Genomic DNA, 13,712 nt, shown 5'->3' with positions numbered 1-13,712 from the left:
GGGTCAGGCCCCCGCGTTCTGTTTGGCCGCGGCTTCTTCGAGGATCAGCTTCTCCATCTCCTCGACATCGTGCAGGCGCTGGGGCCAGTCGCCGGTGCGGATACAGATGATGCAGCGCATCGTCTCGACCAGGCCCTGGAACAGCATCAGCACGCCGGTGATCGGGATCAGCATCTTGAACGGCCAGATGATCGGGCCGTCGGGGCTGAACGAGGAATGCTCGTTCATCAGGTAGGACATATAGAAGAAGCTCCAGCCGGCATAGATCAGCGCCAGGATGCCGGGGAAATAGAACAGGAGGTACAGCGCCAGGTCCATTCTGGCCTGCCGCCGGGGGTGCCACTTCCGATAGATGAAATCGCCGCGGACATGGCCGTTGCGCGACAGCGTGTAGGGCCCGGCCATCATGAACAGCGTGCCATAGAGGATGTAGCTGGCATCGTAACCCCAGCTCGTCGGGCTGCGCAGGGCATAGCGGCAGAACACCTCGTAGGAAGTCGCCAGGGTGAGCAGCAGTACGGACCAGCCGAACAGCTTGCCGACGAAGGTGTTCAATCGATCGACACCGATCAGGATGCTTTGCATGGCGCGGACACTTCCCCAAGACCCGGACGGACGCGGCAGAAACCAGCCGGCGCGGCCCCTGGACCGCGCCGGGACATGGTGGGTTCTAGGCCTTGAAGAAATGGTCGTAGGCGGTCTTCTGGTCGACCTCGTATTCCAGTTGGAACGCCACCACCCGCTTGGCCCAGGCCTTCTGGCTGTCGATCACTTTCTTGAAGAAAGGATCGACCGACAGGGTCTCGATGACCTTGTCCCAGGCCGCGAGCTGGGCTTCGAGAACAGGCTTGGGCGTCTGCACCACCTTGACGCCGCGGCCCTTGATCACCTCGAGATCCTTGGAGTAACGGTCCTGCGCCTTCCAGGACATGTCGGCCGAGGCCGCCTGGGCGGCGTATTTCAGCACCGCCTGCAGGTCGGGCGCCAGGGCGTCGACCTTGGTCTTGTTGAACAGGACCTCGAAGCATTCCAGGGCCTGGTGATAGGACTGGACGTAGTAGAGCTTCGAGACGTCGGGAAGCCCAGGATCAGGTCCGAGGACGGGTTGTTGAACTCGGCGCCGTCGATCAGGCCGCGATCGATGGCGGGGACGATCTCGCCGCCGGGCAGGATCGTCACCGCGACGCCCAGCTCCCGGTTCAGGTCAGCGCCCAGCCCGACGGTGCGATACTTGAGGTCCTTGAGGTCGGCGGGGCCGTTGATGTCCTTCTTGAACCAGCCCAGCGGCTGGGTCGGCATGGGGCCGGTCAGGAAACCCACGACATTGAGTTTCAGCACGTCGCGGACAAGCTCGTCATAGAGCGCCTGGCCGCCGCCGTAGTTGATCCAGCCCAGCATCTGGTTGGCATTCCAGCCGAAGGCCGGCGCGGTGCCGAACAAGGAGAAGGCCTTGTTCTTGCCGTACCAATAGGCCGACACCCCGTGGCCACCGTCGAGGATGCCGGTGTTGACCGCGTCCAGCAACTGGAACGCCGGCACGACCGAGCCGGCCGGCAGGAGTTCCAGTTCGAGCCGGCCGGCGGACATCTCGTTCACCCGCTGGACATAGCCCTGGGCGAATTCGTGGAAGATGTCCTTGTTGGGCCAGGTCGACTGGAATTTGAGCTTCACGACCTCCTGGGCGCGGACGACCGCGGGGGCCGCAATGGTTGCGGCACCGGCCGCAGCCACCGCCGCACCGGCCAGAAACCGCCGTCGACCGGCAGCCACGGGCCGCTCGCTCTTAGAACGCTTTGACATTATCGCCTCCCTCGAACCCGCGTGATTGCTCGCTTTGGCGAGTCTTTCGGGCCCCCCGCAGGTGCGGGTTCATTCGACCTGCAGCGGTAACGCAAAAATAGTAAACGGCTTTGGACGAAAGTCTTCTTCGACGTTTGTAGCCCCCTGCGTTTCTGCCCTATGCCAGGCTGCCGGCAAAGCGTTCGGCCAGCCGTTCACGGCGGAACGCCTCGGCCACGAAATCGATGAAGGCCCGGGTCTTCGCCGGCAGCAGCGTCTTGCTGGCGTAGTAGAGCGAGATCGAGCCGGCATCGGCATACCACTTGGGCGCCAGGCGCACGAGGGTGCCGCCTTCCAACTGCGCCAGCACATCGGGGACGGCGACCATGGTCGCCCCCAGGCCGAGGGTCGCCGCCCGGCACATCGCGGCCGGGTCGTTGGTGATGATCGTCTCGGGCAAGGCCGAGGGCACCTCGATACCGGCGGCGTTGCGCATGGTCCAGTGGCGTACCCGCCCGGTGCGCGACGAGCGCATGACGATACCGTCGAGTGCTGCCAGGCCCGCCGGGTCGGCCGGCGGAATCCGCCCCTTCATATAGGCGGGCGAGGCGACCGCGATGATGTGCGCCGGCGCCAGCGGACGTGCGACGACACCCGGCGCCAGCTCGATGCCGCCGCCGATCGCCGCATCGAACCCCTCCGCGATCAGGTCGACCTGGCGGTTCTCGAACTGCCAGTCGGGCCGGATGCGGGGATAGCGCGCCAGGAACGCCGGCAGCAGCGGCAGAATGTGATCAATGCCGAAGGTCGGGCTCATGCTGACCCGCAAGGTGCCGGCCGGTTCGCCCTGATCCGTCGCCACGCCGGCGATCGCCGCCTGCAGCCCGGCCAGGTTGCCCTCGATCGCCTGGAGGAAACGCTCGCCGGCCTCGGTCAGGGTCAGCTTGCGGGTGCTGCGCTGGAACAGGCGGACACCCAGGTTCCGTTCCAGCATGGCGACGTTGCGGCTGACCGCCGCCGGGGTCAGCGCCAGCCGCCGGGCCGCGGTCGAAAAACTGCCCGACTCGGCGCTGCGGACGAAGGATTCGAGGTTGGCCAGGGTCTCCACGATCTACCTTCAATGATCACTTGGAAGTTATATCATCCATTGCCGGCTAATCATGCGGGAATGATCGGGCAATATCCATGCCGTCAACGCAACCGGAGTGAAACCGATGTCCACCACCTCTCCTCTCGCCAACAAGGTCGCCCTGGTTACCGGCGGCTCGCGCTCGATCGGCGCCGCCGTGGCCAAGCGGCTGGCTGCCGACGGCGCTGCCGTCGCCATCACCTACAGCGCCTCGCCCGACAAGGCCCAAGGGGTCGTCGCCGCCATCGAGGCGGCGGGCGGTCGGGCCCTCGCCATCCTGGCCGATGCCGGCGATGCCGATGCGGTCCGGGCCGCGGTCACCCGGACGGTCGAGGCCTTCGGCGCCATCGACATCCTGGTCAACAACGCCGGCATCTCGCTCGGCGGCCCGATCGACGAGATCGCCTTCGCCGACTACCAGCGCATGATCGCGGTGAACGTCACCGGTGTCTTCGTCGCCACCCAGGAAGCGGTGCGTCACATGAAGCACGGCGGCCGCATCGTTCACATCGGCAGCTCGATGGCCCGCTACGCGGCCTTCCCCACCGCGTCGGTCTACACCCTGACCAAGGGCGCCGTCTCGGGTTTCAACCGCAGCCTGGCCCGTGACCTGGGCCCGCGCGGCATCACCGTGAATGTGGTCAATCCCGGCCCGACCGACACCGATATGAACCCCGACGGCGGCCCGGTTTCCAAGATCGTCGGCCCCGGTATGGCGGTCGGGCGCTATGGCAGGCCTGAAGAGATCGCCAGCGCCGTCGCCTACCTGGCCAGTCCCGAGGCCGGCTTCATCACCGGCGCCGAGCTGATGGCCGACGGCGGCTTCACCGCGTAACCGCAGAAAACTCAAACCAGAAGGAACACGACCATGACCATCGGCATCATCGGCGCGGGCAACATCGGCCTGGCCTTTGCCCGGGCGCTCGCCCGGGCGGGCATCGCCGCCACCATCGCCAACAGCCGCGGCCCGGGTCGCTGGGCGACCTGGTCGCCGAGCTGGGCCCCACGATCAAGGCCGGCACCCGCGAGGCCGCGGCCGGCGCCGACATCGTGCTGGTCGCGGTGAACTGGGGCAAGCTGCCGGCGGCGCTCGCCGGCCTGCCCGCCTGGGGCGGCCGCATCGTGATCGACGCCAACAACCCGATCGAGGCGCCGCTGTTCAAGCCGGTCGACCTCAACGGCCGCGCCTCGAGCGAGGTCTTCGCCGATCTCGTCCCCGGCGCCCGGGTGGTGAAGGCCTTCAACCACCTGCAACCGCATCTGGTCGCGGGCGATCCGCAGGCCGAGGGTGGCCGCCGGGTGCTGTTCTATGCCGGCGACGACGCCCGCGCCAAGGCCGAGGTGGGGGCGCTGATCGAGCGCCTGGGCTTCGCCGGCATCGACCTCGGCATCCTGGCCGTGGGCGCCCGCCTGGCCCAGTTCCCGGCGGCCCGCTGCCGGTGCTCAATCTGGTCGAGTTCGGCCGAGGGCGAGGCGGCTGACGGGTCATGCGCTGCCGCATGACCCGTCTGCCTCATTTCCCGATCAGGCCCGGAATTCGGGCGAGGTGACCGTCTTGTTGATGAGCAACTGGACGGCGGGGACAAGGGCCTCCGCCACGTTCTTGCAGGCGATTTCGCCGACGAAGTTTGTGCTGAAGTCGTATTTGATCGTGGCCGACAGAGACTTGCCGTTGGTTGGGTTGGTCAGTGTCCACGCCAGGTCCCACCAGCCGCTGGTCAGGCCGGCCGACGACGAAAACGCCGCGCGTGTCAGCGCGGCGTTGAGCGCCGGCTTGGTTTGTGTGTCGTCGAACACGCCGGCGAACTTGAGTTCGTCGTTGAACGAGTCGCGGATGAAGGTCGCCAGGGTTCGGTTGCCCGAGACCTTGATCGGCCCGACCATGCGGCAGCCTTCATCGAAATTGCTTTGATCCGTGATGGTCGCGGCGCGCGTCCGCGCCTGATCCAGCTTCCTCAGCGCCACCGTATTGTCGGCGTAGTTTGAATAAACGCTTGGCGTCTGCGTCGAGCAAGCCGCGACTCCCAGTGCAAGCAGAACCGCAAGAATTCGAACCATAAGGTTTCTCCCAACCATAGCGCGAATAGCCTAGCGCCTTGGCTGGCGCCGGCAAGCGGAATGGTTGTGACGGTTATGCTACGCGCAGGGAGCGTGGGTCTGGTCCGGGTGCTGGCCCCGATGTCGAAGCGATGGTGTTTGCGTAGCGTTATGGCTAGTTTTATAAATCGTACCATAAGGGGTAATTTTTAGCTTCTCGGGGTCATTTATTGCAATGACTGCGTGGCAGATAGGGCTGGGCCCGAGGATCGGAGAGTTGATAATTATGAAGTAGAATGGCAATATTTTACCCATTCAGGTACAAGATTGATAACTCGATGCAATCTCGCCAACACAAGACGGCCAGTTTCCTTTCAGCTCACCCGGTCTTCACCCGGGCGGAGTTTGCGGCCGTCTTTGGTCATCCGACGAGTGCCGCCAATGTTACCAGCTTGCTCAGGCATCACCTCAGGGTTGGCAACATCAAGCGTCTCAGCCGCGAGGTGTTCGCAGCGGTGCCGGCCCACCTGCCGGCGGAGCGGATGGTGGTTGACCGCTTCGCCGCGGCGAGCAAGCTCCGCCGGGATGGCGTTCTTGGATATCACTCTGCACTGGAGCTGCACGGCATAGCCTATTCCGAATTCAACGAGGTCCAACTCATCAGCGCGGGCCGGACAGAGCTCGTGGACCTGCCATTCGGCGCCTGTCGCTTCATCAATCCACCGAAAGCCTTGGTGGAGGCGGGCAGGGCTGACGACCTGACCATGACGATGGATCGGCAGGGGGTCGCGATCCGTGTGACCGCTGTGGAGCGCACCGTCGTGGATGTTCTGCACCGGCCGGATCTCGCGGGCGGTGTCGAGGAGGTTCTGAAATCGCTTGATCTGATGCGCTATCTCGATCCAACGAAGATCGCCGGCTATGTCGAACGGCTGGGGACGCGGTCGCTCGCCTCAGTCGCCGGCTGGTGGCTCGAGACGCGGCGCGCGATGCTGGGCGTGACGGATGACGTCCTGGCGCGCCTGCGGGAACAGCTCCCGCGCTCGAAGCACTATGCGCTGGGCGCCGAGCCCGGCGACGCGGTGCTCGTCGAACCATGGCGCGTGCTTCTCCCGGCCCGGGTCGTTGACGCCACGTTTGAGGGTATGTGAATGGTCGTGTCCCGTGAAAACCTTCGGGACATCGCGGCTGAGCGACAGCTTCAGCCAGCGACGCTGGAGCGGGTGATCCGGCTGATCGACATTCTCGATGCCTTCGGCGCCGATACGCTGATCGGGCCGCGAATCGCCCTGAAGGGCGGGACGGCGCTCAACGTCTTCCATGCCAACCTGGACCGTCTCTCGGTCGATATCGATGTCAACTATGTCGGCGCGGTTGAGAAAGAGCAGATGGACGCGGACCGGCCGGCACTGGAGGACCGGATCGAGCGGCTGATGGAATCGAAAGGTTACACCGCTCGGCGAGAGCCCGCCGAGCATGCCGGCGGTAAATGGATCTATCGCTATGCCTCCGCGCTGGGTGGGGCAGGGACCATCGAGATCGACATCAACTATCTCTATCGTGGCCCCCTCTATGGGGTAGACCGCATGTCATCGGTGGCGATCGGTTCTTATCAGGCCATGAACGTGCCCGTTCTCGACATCCATGAGATCGTCGCCGGCAAGATGGTCGCGCTGGTCACGCGGCGCACCGCGCGCGATCTGTTCGATGCGCACCGAATCATCGCGATGCCGGACCTCGACTGGGCGAAGATCAAGACGGCCACCTTGATGATCGGTGCCAGCGCCAAGAGCTTCGACTGGCGAACAGCCTCACCGGACGCTATCGGGTGCGAAGTCGGTGACATCACCGGCAAACTGACCATGTGTTTGCGCGAGCGGTATTTCGATGCCTTCGGCGGCCCGGCCGCCTGGATCGAGAGGGTTACGGGCGAGTGCCGACAAAAGCTCGCACCGCTGTTTCAGTTTACAGCGGGTGAGAAGGCATTTCTGGATGCCGTGCTGGAGCGGGGCGAGATAGATGCCTCCTCTCTGGAGGTACCTGACATTGTACGCGCCGCTGTCGAGGTCTCTCCGGCGTTGCGATGGAAGGCGCAGAACGTCAAGGCGTGGAAGGCAGGCGACAAGTCGCTGGCTCCCCGCACGAAACGGGGGCGGCATGGCCCATGAGTTCCCTTGCAGATGACGCGGTCAGCAAAAGGCTGCCGCTGGCGCGACGTGATATCCACCTTCACGCTTTCCGGTGCTTACAAGTCGCTTACATGCCCGCCTTCGAGAAGCCCCGTAAGCAAAAAAAGCCCCGAAGGGCTTCTTATAAATCTTTGATTTTCCTGGAAATTTGGAGCGGGCGAAGGGATTCGAACCCTCGACCCCAACCTTGGCAAGGTTGTGCTCTACCCCTGAGCTACGCCCGCTCTGGCGTTGCGGGGCTATATGCGCCCCGCGTCGAGAGCCGGGACTATACGCAGGGATTTGATGATTGCAAGCGTGTTTTTTCGGGTCTGTTTGCGCTAGTTTCCGGCCATGCCCGCCACCGATCTCGACCTCTTCGCGCGGCTCGACGCCCTGTCGATCGCGCATCGTACCATCGCCCACGATGCCGCCCACACGGTCGAGGAGGCGCAGGTCCTGCGCGGCCAATTGCCGGGCGGCCACGCCAAGAACCTGTTCCTGAAGGACCGCAAGGGCGGCTTCTGGCTGGTGGTGGCGCAGGAGGAGGTGCGGGTCGACCTGACCGCCCTGGAAAAGCACCTGGGTGCGCCGCGGCTGTCCTTCGCCTCCGCGCAAGCCATGGTCGAGGTCCTGGGGGTGACGCCGGGCTCGGTCACGCCGTTCAGCCTGATCAACGAATCGGCCAAGGCTGTCCGCCTGGTGCTGGACGAGGGGCTGATGGGCTTCGATCCCTTGCACTTCCATCCCTTGCGCAATGACCGCACCACGGTGATCGGGCGCGACGACTTCCGCCGCTTCCTGGGCGCCGTGGGCCATGCGCCGGTGATGGTCGATGTCGCCACGGTCAGCGCCGCGCGGGCCGCGGCCAAGGCGACGGCGGGCGGGCCGGCCTGAGCGGCTTGCAGCGACGCCCTTGCGCCCCATCTTAAGGGGACGTGAAATGCTGGTGTATTGACCGGCGCAGGCGTCTAGAAATGTCGTCGAGTGGTAGAGACGGAATGAAACCCATGGAAACGCTTATCGGCCAGTCCCCCAGTGGCGCCGCCCCTTCGGCCCGCGGCCCGGCCCCCTCGGCGGCCGAGCTGATCAAGGATGTCGGCCTCGCCAACTTCCGCAAGGATGTGATCGAGGCCTCGCAGCAGGTCCCGGTCATCGTCGATTTCTGGGCACCCTGGTGCGGCCCGTGCAAGCAACTGGGCCCGGCCCTGGAAAAGGCCGTGCTGGCCGCCGCCGGCGCCGTGCGCCTGGCCAAGATCGACGTCGACCAGAACCCCGAGATCGCGCAGCAGATGCGCATCCAGTCGATCCCCGCGGTCTATGCCTTCTTCCAGGGCCAGCCGGTCGACGGCTTCACCGGTGCGGTTCCCGACAGCCAGGTGAAGACCTTCGTCGAGCGCCTGATCAAGCTGTCGGGCGGCGGTGCCTCGCCCATCGAGGAGGCGCTGGACTTCGCCAAGGCGGCGATCGCCGAAGGCCGCCCGGAGGAGGCCGAAGGCGCCTATGCCGAGGTGCTGCAGGCCGAGCCGCAGCACCCCCATGCCCTGGCCGGCCTCGCCAAGCTGGCGGTCGCCCGCGGTGCGCTGGACGAGGCCGATGAATTCCTGGCGGCGGTGGCCGAGGACAAGCAGGGCGATGCCGAGGTGGCGAGCGCCCGCTCGGCCCTGGCCCTGGCCCGCGAGGCCGAGAATGTCGGCGACCTGGGCCCGCTGGAGGCGGCGGTGGCCGCCAACCCGGCCGACCATCAGGCCCGCCTGGACCTGGCCATCGGCCTGCACGCCGCCGGCCGCAACGAGGCATCGCTCGACCATCTGCTGGAAATCGTCAAGCGCGACCGCAAATGGAACGACGAGGCGGCGCGCAAGCAACTGGTCAAGCTGTTCGAGGCCTTAGGGTTCGACGATCCCCTGGCGATCGAGGGGCGCCGCCGCCTGTCCTCGATCCTGTTCTCGTAAGCCTGAGGTGGGGGGAAGGTCATGTCCGCCCAGGTCGGCCCCGCCAGCATCGACGAGCTGCCGCAGATCCTGCCGATCTTCCCCCTCTCGGGGCCCTGCTGCTGCCGCGCGGGCGCCTGCCCCTGAACATCTTCGAGCCGCGCTACCTCGCCATGGTGCGCGACGCCCTGGCGGCCGAGCGCATGATCGGCATGGTCCAGCCGACCGAGGCCAACAGCCGGGCCAATGTGCCGGCGGTCTACACGGTGGGCTGCCTGGGCAAGATCACCGCCTTTTCCGAGACCGACGACGGCCGCTTCCTGATCACCCTGACCGGGGTCTGCCGTTTCCGCATCGGCCAGGAACTGGCGCGGGTGACGCCCTACCGCAAGGTGCTGGCCAATTACGACGAATTCGCCGCCGACCTGGCCCCGGGCACGGCGCCCGACGCTGCGGTGAACCGCGAGCGCTTGGGCCCGGCGCTCAAGGGCTATCTCGAGATGCACGGCCTGGCGGCCGACTGGCACGCCATCGAGCAGGCCCCGGCCGAAACCCTGATCAATGCCCTGGCCATGATCTGCCCCTTCGCGCCGCCCGAGAAACAGGCGCTGCTGGAGGCGGGCGACGTCATGGCCCGGGCCGACATGATGGTGACCCTGCTGGAAATGGCCCTGGCCGGCCGGCACGGCGACCCGCAAACCCCGATGCAGTGAAAGCGACCCCATGAGCGCCCCCGCCGATAGTGCCGTCGACCCCAAGCTGCTGGAAATCCTGGTCTGCCCGGTCTCGCGCCAGCCCCTGCGCTTCGACCGCGAGCGTGCCGAGCTGATCTCGGATGCCGGCCGCCTGGCCTATCCCATCCGCGACGGCATCCCGATCATGCTGGTCGAGGAGGCGCGCAAGCTGGACGACGAGCCGGCGGCCCCCCCACGGCCACGGCCTGACCATGGCCGCCATCGCCTTCTGGCCGCTCGAAATCCGCGTGAAGCGGCCCGAGAAACGCATCGAGATCGACTGGGACGACGGCCGCCGCGATGTCATCGCTGCCGAACTGCTGCGGGTCGAAAGCCCCTCGGCCGAGGTCCAGGGCCACGGCCCCGATACCAAGCAGATCGTGGCCGGCAAGCGGGCCGTGGGCATCAACGCGGTGGAGGCGGTGGGCAACTATGCCATCCGCATCCATTTCGACGACGGCCACGACACCGGCATCTTCTCGTGGGAAGTGCTGCGGCGGCTGGGCGCCGACCAGGCGCAACTCTTCGCCACCTACCTCGCGGCGCTGGACGCCAAGGGCCTCAGCCGGGACCGGTGAGGCCCCCTAAAGCGGCTTGCCTTCCAGCAGGCGGGGCAGCTTGCCCACGGTGCCGCGCGCGTGGTGCATGAAGAAGCGCTTCAGCCCGGGCAGGCGGTTCACCGCGGCGAGGCCCAGGTCCCGCATCAGGCGCACGGGGGCGGCATCGTTGGAGAACAGCCGGTTCAGCCCGTCCATGACCGAGCCCATGATGAGCGAATCGGTGCGGCGCCAGCGCTCGTAGCGGGCCAGCACCTCGCCGTCGCCGGGATCGAGGCCTAAGCGCTTGCCGTCGGCCAGCACCTCGGCCAGGGCGGCGATGTCGCGCAGGCCCAGGTTCAGGCCCTGGCCGGCGATGGGGTGGACCGCATGGGCGGCATCGGCCACCAGTGCCAGGCGCGTATCGACGAAGCGCGTGGTCATGTGGAAGCTCAAGGGATAGGAGAAGTGCGGGCCGACCGACACCACCCGCCCCAGGTGATCACCGAAGCGCCGGCGCACCTCGCCGTCGAAGGCCTCGTGGCCCAGCGCCATCAGGGCCGGCGCCAGGTCCTTGCGTTCGGTCCACACCAGGGACGAGCGGTTGCCGGTCATGGGCAGGATGGCGAAGGGGCCCGAGGGCAGGAAATGCTCGTGGGCGACGCCGTGGTGCGGCTTCTCGTGCTCGACCGTGGTGACGATGCCGACCTGGCCGTAATCCCAGCCCACGGTCTTGATGCCGGCCGCCGCGCGCAGGGGCGAGGCCTTGCCGTCGCAGGCCACCACCAGGCGCGCGGCGATGGTGCGGCCGTCGGCCAGCACCGCGCGCACCCCGGCCGGGGTGCGCTCCACCACCGTTGCCTGGGCCGGCGCCAGCACCGTGACCTGGGGCAGGCCGGCCAGGGTCTGCATCAGGCCGATGCGGGTGTGGCGGTTCTCCAGCATCACGCCGAAGGGTTCCGGCCCCACGTCGCCATGGTGGAAATGCAGGAACAGGGGCGAGGGCCGCTCGCCCGGGCGCCCGTCGGAGACGCGGATATCCAGGATCGGCTGGGCGAAGGGCGCCATCGCCGCATAGGCGCCCAGGGCCTTGAACAATTGCACCGAGGCATGGGTGATGGCCGAGACGCGGCCGTCGAATTCCGGCGTGACGGTGAGCGGCGGCGGTTGCTCGTCGACCAGGACGACGCTCAGGCCCGCGCGGGCCAGGGCGATGGCGGCGGTGAGGCCGGCCATGCCGCCGCCCACGATCAGGGCATCGGTCACGAAGCTGGGCGCGGGGCCGGTGGATGCTGGCGGGTTCTGGCTCATGATGCAGGCGATATTGCGCGCGCGGGGCGCCATGTCCAGGGGGCGCGGGTGGGGTGCATGGTCGCGGCGGGCCTTGCCATGGTGCGCTGCGCCCTGTATTTCAGGGCGGTATTCACGCCACCATCAGACGGGCCCTTCGGCCCGGACGAAGCCGCCGGGATGACGGGCGGGCCCTTTGACGACGGAAAACGCAGGACACATGAGCCGATTTAAAGAACAGGGTTTCAACGAACGCCTTCAGACCGCCAACTCGGCCCGCAAGTCGGCGCTCGAGAAGCTGCGCACCAAGCTGAGCGCCGACGACCCTGAGAAGCAGGCCCGCCTGGCCGAGCGCGCGGCCATCGCCGCCGCCCGCGAGGCGCGCCTGGCCGAACGCGAGGCCGCCCGCGAGCTGGAAGCCCGCCAGCGCGCCGAGGAGGAGGCGGCCGCCGCCGCCGCCGCCCTGGCCGCGGCGCAGGCCCAGGCCGCCGAGGAGGCCGAACGCCTGGCCCGCGAAACCGCCGCCCAGGCCGAGCAGCAGGCCCTGGAGGCCGCCGCCCGCGCCGCCGAATACGAGGCCATGATCATCGAGCAAGAGGCGCAGCGCGCCGCCCGCAAGGCCGCCCGCGACGCCCGCTATGCGGCGCGCAAAGCGCGGAAGTGATCGGACAGGCTTCCTACGACTGTCAGGCGTGCGGCGCGTGCTGTGCCTATTCCCCGGAATGGCCGCGCTTCACCCTGGAAGACGACGAGACCATCGCCCGCATCCCGCCCGCCTTCGTCGATGACGCGGCCGGCCGGATGCGCTGCGACGGCAACCGTTGCACCGCCCTCAAAGGCGACATCGGCAAGACCGCCGCCTGCAGCATCTATCCTGTGAGACCCATCGTGTGCCGCGACTGCGAGCCCGGCGACGAGGCCTGCCTGATGGCCCGCGCCCACCACGGCCTCCCCGCCTGATACCACTTCTACCGGCCCGCTTGCCGCTCTGGCCGGCGCGCAAAGCCCTCTCCTCCGCGGGAGGAGAGGGTTGGGTGAGGAGGTCGAGGGGGTAAATCGCCGGCATCTCCAAACGGGCGGAGGGGACCAGCGGCCCGCCTCGCAACCGTTCCCGCCATGAGGACTCTCAGGTGTCCACCGCGAGGCTGATTGCCCCGCGCCCGCGATGCCCGATGATGGCCGCACCCCAGCGGAAGGCGCCCCCATGTTCGACCGATGCCAATGGCTCAACGAGCCGCGTGCCTGGCGCCTCGACAAGGGTGCCCTCAGCGTCGTCACCGACGCCGCCACCGATTTCTGGCGCGAGACCCATTACGGCTTCACCCGCGACAGCGGCCATTTCTTCGGCTGTGACACGGCGGGTGACTTCACCGCCACGCTGCGGGTGCGCGCCGCCTACGAGAGCCTCTACGACCAGGCCGGCCTGATGGTGCGCCTCAATGCTGCGACCTGGCTCAAGGCCGGCATCGAACGGTCGGACGGCGAGGCCCTGCTGGGCAGTGTGCTGACACTCGGCCAGTCGGACTGGGCCACCGGCCCCTTCACGGGCGATCCCGCCGATTTCCGGCTGCGCCTGACGGTGGCGGCCGGCGTCCTCCGCCTCCAGGCCTCGGCCGACGGCCAGCGCTGGCCCCTGGTCCGCCTCTGCCCGTTCCCGGCCGCGGCCGCCTACCGCGTCGGGCCGATGTGCTGCACCCCTGAGCGTGCGGGGCTGAAGGTCTTGTTCTCGGATTTTGTGGTGGGGGCGCCGATGAGCAAGGACCTGCACGACCTGACGTGAGGGGCGCGCGGTGGAGGAGGTGGACGGCGGCGCTTATCTGGTTACCGCTTCGTGCCCTTGGCTGTCCCCCGGCCCCGCTTGGGGAGCTTCCGAGCGCCGCTGTCCGCCCAACGCCCGGGTTGCCTTGACCCGCATGCCCAGGTCTTACGAAGTGTGGTCGAGCCGTCTGGTGCACTTATCGCCGCGGTGCGGTCCAGCATTTAAAATCGCGGGCTGTCCGCTATTTCTCTTAACCTTCCGGTAATGCGGGCAGATTCAATCGCTGGCGCAGCCCGTCTCTGGATTTGGTACAAGACGGATACCTTGCAGTTGAGACCAAATAGTC

General features: G+C 67.2%; 16 protein-coding genes, 1 tRNA gene and 2 pseudogenes. 12 read left to right on the top strand and 7 right to left on the bottom strand.

The features are described from left to right. Window positions 1–3: 3 nt before the first annotated feature. The 4 genes from D3874_RS18445 to D3874_RS18435 form a co-directional block, all read right to left on the bottom strand. Entirely contained in the window at window positions 4–585 is a 582-nt protein-coding gene (locus tag D3874_RS18445) for a TRAP transporter small permease subunit (protein ID WP_119779460.1), read from the bottom strand. Between the two features lie 85 nt (window positions 586–670). Beyond that, window positions 671–1,015, bottom strand: a complete 345-nt coding sequence (locus D3874_RS31285; protein ID WP_274380629.1) for a hypothetical protein — start codon at window positions 1,013–1,015, stop codon at window positions 671–673. Further along, window positions 961–1,800: a TRAP transporter substrate-binding protein gene (locus tag D3874_RS18440; RefSeq protein WP_274380593.1), complete on the bottom strand. Its 840-nt coding sequence runs from the start codon at window positions 1,798–1,800 to the stop codon at window positions 961–963. The genes D3874_RS31285 and D3874_RS18440 overlap by 55 nt, the downstream gene beginning before the upstream one ends. Before the next feature lie 157 nt (window positions 1,801–1,957). Then, window positions 1,958–2,887 carry a LysR family transcriptional regulator gene (locus tag D3874_RS18435; protein ID WP_119779457.1) on the bottom strand — a complete coding sequence of 310 codons (930 nt, stop codon included), beginning with the start codon at window positions 2,885–2,887 and terminating at the stop codon, window positions 1,958–1,960. A 106-nt stretch (window positions 2,888–2,993) separates the two neighbouring features. Here D3874_RS18435 and D3874_RS18430 point away from each other — a divergent pair, with 106 nt between their 5' ends. Next, window positions 2,994–3,743, top strand: a complete 750-nt coding sequence (locus D3874_RS18430) for a 3-oxoacyl-ACP reductase family protein (protein WP_119782372.1) — start codon at window positions 2,994–2,996, stop codon at window positions 3,741–3,743. 33 nt (window positions 3,744–3,776) lie between these two features. Then, window positions 3,777–4,411: pseudogene (locus tag D3874_RS18425) on the top strand (NADPH-dependent F420 reductase). Between the two features lie 21 nt (window positions 4,412–4,432). Here the strand turns inward: D3874_RS18425 and D3874_RS18420 are convergent. Next, on the bottom strand, window positions 4,433–4,966 hold the full coding sequence (locus D3874_RS18420) for a hypothetical protein (RefSeq protein WP_147385719.1): 534 nt from the start codon (window positions 4,964–4,966) through the stop codon (window positions 4,433–4,435). 317 nt (window positions 4,967–5,283) lie between these two features. Between D3874_RS18420 and D3874_RS18415 the strand changes: the two genes are divergently transcribed. Beyond that, entirely contained in the window at window positions 5,284–6,096 is an 813-nt protein-coding gene (locus D3874_RS18415; protein WP_147385718.1) for a type IV toxin-antitoxin system AbiEi family antitoxin domain-containing protein, read from the top strand. Further along, window positions 6,097–7,113: a nucleotidyl transferase AbiEii/AbiGii toxin family protein gene (locus tag D3874_RS18410; protein ID WP_119779450.1), complete on the top strand. Its 1,017-nt coding sequence runs from the start codon at window positions 6,097–6,099 to the stop codon at window positions 7,111–7,113. Between the two features lie 170 nt (window positions 7,114–7,283). Here D3874_RS18410 and D3874_RS18405 read toward each other — a convergent pair. Continuing rightward, window positions 7,284–7,358 (bottom strand) — tRNA-Gly (locus D3874_RS18405). A 109-nt stretch (window positions 7,359–7,467) separates the two neighbouring features. On the opposite strand from D3874_RS18405, the gene D3874_RS18400 reads away from it, so the two are divergent. From D3874_RS18400 to D3874_RS18380, 5 genes and pseudogenes are all read left to right on the top strand, one after another. Next, window positions 7,468–8,010: a prolyl-tRNA synthetase associated domain-containing protein gene (locus tag D3874_RS18400; protein ID WP_119779447.1), complete on the top strand. Its 543-nt coding sequence runs from the start codon at window positions 7,468–7,470 to the stop codon at window positions 8,008–8,010. A gap of 113 nt (window positions 8,011–8,123) precedes the next feature. After that, window positions 8,124–9,068 (top strand): thioredoxin family protein, encoded by a 945-nt coding sequence (locus tag D3874_RS18395; protein ID WP_119779445.1) that lies wholly within the window; start codon window positions 8,124–8,126, stop codon window positions 9,066–9,068. A gap of 95 nt (window positions 9,069–9,163) precedes the next feature. Further along, entirely contained in the window at window positions 9,164–9,760 is a 597-nt protein-coding gene (locus tag D3874_RS18390; RefSeq protein WP_338016760.1) for an LON peptidase substrate-binding domain-containing protein, read from the top strand. Between the two features lie 10 nt (window positions 9,761–9,770). Then, window positions 9,771–9,956 (top strand): annotated as a pseudogene (locus tag D3874_RS18385) (Trm112 family protein); the annotation flags it as partial. 37 nt (window positions 9,957–9,993) lie between these two features. Further along, window positions 9,994–10,359, top strand: coding sequence for a gamma-butyrobetaine hydroxylase-like domain-containing protein (locus tag D3874_RS18380; RefSeq protein ID WP_119779442.1), 366 nt, complete (start codon window positions 9,994–9,996; stop codon window positions 10,357–10,359). 6 nt (window positions 10,360–10,365) lie between these two features. On the opposite strand, the gene D3874_RS18375 is transcribed toward D3874_RS18380, so the two are convergent. Continuing rightward, the gene (locus D3874_RS18375; protein ID WP_233560014.1) at window positions 10,366–11,661 is read right to left on the bottom strand and encodes an FAD-dependent oxidoreductase; all 1,296 of its coding nucleotides are present in this window, start codon (window positions 11,659–11,661) and stop codon (window positions 10,366–10,368) included. A gap of 166 nt (window positions 11,662–11,827) precedes the next feature. Between D3874_RS18375 and D3874_RS18370 the strand changes: the two genes are divergently transcribed. The 3 genes from D3874_RS18370 to D3874_RS18360 all read left to right on the top strand — a co-directional run bounded on the left by D3874_RS18370 (window position 11,828) and on the right by D3874_RS18360 (window position 13,387). Continuing rightward, on the top strand, window positions 11,828–12,271 hold the full coding sequence (locus D3874_RS18370) for a DUF6481 family protein (RefSeq protein ID WP_119779439.1): 444 nt from the start codon (window positions 11,828–11,830) through the stop codon (window positions 12,269–12,271). Further along, window positions 12,268–12,567, top strand: a complete 300-nt coding sequence (locus D3874_RS18365; protein WP_199699135.1) for a YkgJ family cysteine cluster protein — start codon at window positions 12,268–12,270, stop codon at window positions 12,565–12,567. The genes D3874_RS18370 and D3874_RS18365 overlap by 4 nt, the downstream gene beginning before the upstream one ends. A gap of 244 nt (window positions 12,568–12,811) precedes the next feature. Next, window positions 12,812–13,387: a DUF1349 domain-containing protein gene (locus D3874_RS18360; protein ID WP_119779436.1), complete on the top strand. Its 576-nt coding sequence runs from the start codon at window positions 12,812–12,814 to the stop codon at window positions 13,385–13,387. Window positions 13,388–13,712 lie beyond the last annotated feature (325 nt).

The sequence above is a fragment of the Oleomonas cavernae genome, assembly GCF_003590945.1.
GTDB classification, from domain to species: Bacteria; Pseudomonadota; Alphaproteobacteria; order Zavarziniales; family Zavarziniaceae; genus Zavarzinia; species Zavarzinia cavernae.
The sequence above is the reverse complement of the archived record's forward strand: the minus strand, read 5'-3'. Positions and strand labels throughout refer to the sequence as shown.

Excerpts from the sequence above, each read along its gene's own strand:
- D3874_RS18430 (WP_119782372.1), top strand. The coding sequence starts at position 2,994 with ATGTCCACCACCTCTCCTCTCGCCAACAAGGTCGCCCTGGTTACCGGC.
- D3874_RS18440 (WP_274380593.1), bottom strand. The coding sequence starts at position 1,800 with ATGTCAAAGCGTTCTAAGAGCGAGCGGCCCGTGGCTGCCGGTCGACGG.
- D3874_RS18370 (WP_119779439.1), top strand. The coding sequence starts at position 11,828 with ATGAGCCGATTTAAAGAACAGGGTTTCAACGAACGCCTTCAGACCGCC.
- D3874_RS18400 (WP_119779447.1), top strand. The coding sequence starts at position 7,468 with ATGCCCGCCACCGATCTCGACCTCTTCGCGCGGCTCGACGCCCTGTCG.
- D3874_RS18420 (WP_147385719.1), bottom strand. The coding sequence starts at position 4,966 with ATGGTTCGAATTCTTGCGGTTCTGCTTGCACTGGGAGTCGCGGCTTGC.
- D3874_RS18375 (WP_233560014.1), bottom strand. The coding sequence starts at position 11,661 with ATGGCGCCCCGCGCGCGCAATATCGCCTGCATCATGAGCCAGAACCCG.
- D3874_RS18410 (WP_119779450.1), top strand. The coding sequence starts at position 6,097 with ATGGTCGTGTCCCGTGAAAACCTTCGGGACATCGCGGCTGAGCGACAG.
- D3874_RS18445 (WP_119779460.1), bottom strand. The coding sequence starts at position 585 with ATGCAAAGCATCCTGATCGGTGTCGATCGATTGAACACCTTCGTCGGC.
- D3874_RS18360 (WP_119779436.1), top strand. The coding sequence starts at position 12,812 with ATGTTCGACCGATGCCAATGGCTCAACGAGCCGCGTGCCTGGCGCCTC.
- D3874_RS18415 (WP_147385718.1), top strand. The coding sequence starts at position 5,284 with ATGCAATCTCGCCAACACAAGACGGCCAGTTTCCTTTCAGCTCACCCG.
- D3874_RS18395 (WP_119779445.1), top strand. The coding sequence starts at position 8,124 with ATGGAAACGCTTATCGGCCAGTCCCCCAGTGGCGCCGCCCCTTCGGCC.
- D3874_RS18380 (WP_119779442.1), top strand. The coding sequence starts at position 9,994 with ATGGCCGCCATCGCCTTCTGGCCGCTCGAAATCCGCGTGAAGCGGCCC.